Source organism: Kitasatospora sp. MY 5-36 (genome assembly GCF_001182915.1).
Taxonomy (GTDB): Bacteria; Actinomycetota; Actinomycetes; order Streptomycetales; family Streptomycetaceae; genus Kitasatospora.
Genome location: NZ_LFVW01000589.1, coordinates 1 through 3444 on the forward strand (window position 1 = coordinate 1; position 3444 = coordinate 3444).

Sequence of the window (3444 nt, forward strand, 5' to 3'; positions counted from 1 at the left end):
GGGCCGTCCGCGCGCTGCCCCCGCCCGGGGGCGGGCGGATACTCCTCACCCGGCTTTCGGTGCTGCGCCAGTAGGCGCGCGCCCGCCGTCCCGTGCCCGCGCCCGCCATGGAGCGCCCGCGCGCACGTCCACGCGCCCGCTCGCGCCCCGCAGCGCCCGCGCACGGAACGGCCGACGCGACGTCCTGCACACCCACACACCGCACGAGGTGCACTCCGCCATGCGCACACCCACCCGTCGTACCGTCCTCGGCGCCGCGCTCGCCGCCGCCGGGACCGGCCTGCTCACCGCCTGCTCCTCCGGCTCCATGAAGGGCATGGACCACGGGTCCATGAACCACGGCCCCACGAGCGGCACGACCGGAGCCGCCGCCCCGGCCGGCTACCTCGCCCCGAACGGCCCCGAGGTCGCCGCCGCCGAGGCCCGGCGCAACCCCGGCCCGGAGCGGAAGGTCGCGCTCACCGCCACCGAGACCACCCTGGACCTCGGCGGCCGCACCGTCCGCAGCTGGGCGTACGGCGACCGCCTGCCCGGCCAGGAGGTGCGCGCCACCCTCGGCGACACGCTCGCCGTCACCCTCGCCAACCACCTGCCGCAGCCCACCACGCTGCACTGGCACGGCCTCGCGCTGCGCAACGACATGGACGGCGTGCCCGGCGTGACCCAGGCCGACGTCCGGCCCGGCGCCTCCTTCGAGTACCGCTTCGCGCTCGCCCACCCGGGCACGTACTGGTTCCACCCGCACTCCGGCGTCCAGCAGGACCGCGGCCTGTACGCCCCGCTGATCGTGGAGGACCCCAGGGAGCCGCTGGCCTACGACAAGGAGTGGGTCGTCGTCCTGGACGACTGGGTGGACGGCGTCGACGGCAGCACCCCGGACGCCGTCCTCGCCGAACTCGCCCGGGGCATGGGCGGGATGGACCACTCGGGCGGCTCCGGCCACGACATGCCGGGGATGACGGGGATGCCGGGCCACGACATGGCGGGGATGACTGGGACGGGCAGCGCCCCGGGCGGCACCCCGAACGCCGCCGGCCCGTCCCGGATGCTGATGGGCGCTCAGAGCCCGCTGCTGGGAGGCGACGCCGGTGACGTCGCGTACCCGTTCCACCTGGTCAACGGCAGGCTCGCGACCGCGCCCGAGACCTTCACCGCCAAGCCCGGCGACCGGATCCGGATCCGGCTGGTCAACGCGGGCGGCGACACCGCCTACCGGGTCGCCCTCGGCGGCCACGAGCTGACCGTCACCCACACCGACGGCTTCCCGGTCGAACCGGCTACCACCCAGGCGCTGCTGCTCGGCATGGGCGAGCGCTACGACGTGCTGGTGACCGCCAAGGACGGCGCCTTCCCGCTGACCGCGCTGGCCGAGGGCAAGAATTCCACCGCCCTGGCCGTGCTGCGCACCGGCGGCGGCGCCGCGCCCGACGCCGCCGTCCGCCCGGCCGAGCTGGACGGCCGGCTGCTCACCGCGGGGCAGCTCAGGGCCGCCCCGGACGTCCGGCTGCCCGCCAAGGCGCCGGACCGCACGGTGAGGCTGGAGCTCACCGGCGGGATGGCGAAGGCCGACTGGGCGTTCAACGGCCGCCGGTACGACCCGGCGCAGCGCTACCCGGTGGCGGCGGGCGAGCGGGTGCGGCTGGAGTTCCGCAACAGCACCGCCATGTGGCACCCCGTCCACCTGCACGGTCACAGTTTCGCGCTGCCCGGGGACGGCCCGCGCAAGGACACCGCGGTGGTGCTGCCGGGCACGACCCTGGCCGTCGACTTCGACGCCGACAACCCGGGCCTGTGGATGGTGCACTGCCACAACGTCTACCACGCGGAGACGGGCATGATGACCGTCCTCGGCTACCGGGCCTGATCGCGGACTCCCCCCCCGCGCGAAAGTGCCCGGGTTCCACCCCGAAAGGACCCCGAACCGCTCCGCCGGTTCGGGGTCCCGCCGTCTCCGGCACCCGGCGCACTCCGGCGTGCCACCGGCACCGACCTGCGGCGTCATGACGATTTCTTAACGCGGCCCGGTAGCGGATCCTTAACGCCGGTCGCATAGCCTGACGCACTGCCGTCGCCCGACGGCGTTTTTACGGGGTCTTTAAACAAGAGGTGCAAGGTGGTTTCGTCGGGTTCGACGGAGACGGCGGAGTCGGACGCGCCGTCGGCGCGAATACGCCTCCGCAGCTGGCTGCTGGAGGACGTGACCGCGGAGAAGCCCGTGCGGCAGTCCGCCGACGAGGGCGCCCCGGAGGCGCCGACCGGGGGCGCGGCGGCGGGGGACTCCGCCGCGCACGGCACGCCCGCCGGCCAGCGCTGGTGGCGGGTGATGTGCCTGACCGGCCTGGACTACTTCTCGACGCTCGGCTACCAGCCGGGCATCGCCGCCCTGGCCGCGGGCGTGCTGTCGCCGATCGCCACCATCGTGCTGGTGGTGGTCACCCTGCTGGGCGCGCTGCCGGTCTACCGGCGGGTGGCCAAGGAGAGCCCGCGCGGCGAGGGCTCGATCGCGATGCTGGAGCGGCTGCTGTCGTTCTGGAAGGGCAAGCTGTTCGTCCTCGCGCTGCTCGGCTTCGCGGCGACGGACTTCCTGATCACCATCACGCTGTCCGCCGCCGACGCGAGCGCGCACCTGGTGGAGAACCCGCACCTGACCGGCTTCCTCGGCGGCAAGCAGGTGGTGATCACGCTGGTCCTGGTGGCCCTGCTCGGCGCGGTCTTCCTCAAGGGCTTCAGCGAGGCGATCGGCCTGGCGGTCTTCCTGGTCGGGACGTACCTGGTGCTGAACGTGGTCGTGGTGGCCGTCGGCCTCTGGAAGATCGTCTCGGCGCCGCACGTGGTCACCGACTGGACGGACGCGCTGACCGCCCAGCACGGCAACCCGATCGTCATGGTCGGCGTGGCCCTGGTGACCTTCCCGAAGCTGGCGCTCGGCCTGTCCGGCTTCGAGACCGGCGTCGCCGTGATGCCGCACATCAAGGGCGACCCCGACGACACCGAGGCGAACCCGGCCGGCCGGATCCGCGGCACCCGCAAGCTGCTGACCACCGCCGCCGTGATCATGAGCTGCTTCCTGATCGCCACCAGCTTCATCACCACGCTGCTCATCCCGGCCGACCAGTTCAAGGCCGGCGGCGACGCCAACGGCCGCGCCCTGGCGTACCTGGCCCACGAGTACCTCGGCGGCGCCTTCGGCAGCGTCTACGACCTCTCCACCATCGCGATCCTCTGGTTCGCCGGCGCCTCCGCCATGGCGGGCATGCTCAACCTGCTGCCCCGCTACCTGCCGCGCTACGGCATGGCCCCGCACTGGGCCCGCGCGGTGCGGCCGATGGTGATCGTGCTGACCCTGATCGGCTTCCTGGTCACCTGGATCTTCGACGCCGACGTGGACGCCCAGGGCGGCGCGTACGCGACCGGCGTGCTGGTGCTGATCAGCTCCGCCGCCAT

At 73.6% G+C, this 3444-nt stretch carries 1 protein-coding gene and 1 pseudogene; both read left to right on the forward strand.

Going from position 1 to position 3444, the window contains the following annotated elements; translation table 11 throughout:
- Nucleotides 1-220: 220 nt before the first annotated feature.
- Nucleotides 221-1864 (forward strand): multicopper oxidase family protein, encoded by a 1644-nt coding sequence (locus AE652_RS30910; protein ID WP_049657496.1) that lies wholly within the window; start codon nt 221-223, stop codon nt 1862-1864.
- Nucleotides 1865-2113: 249 nt separating this feature from the next.
- Nucleotides 2114-3444, forward strand: a pseudogene (locus tag AE652_RS30915) (amino acid transporter); the annotation flags it as partial.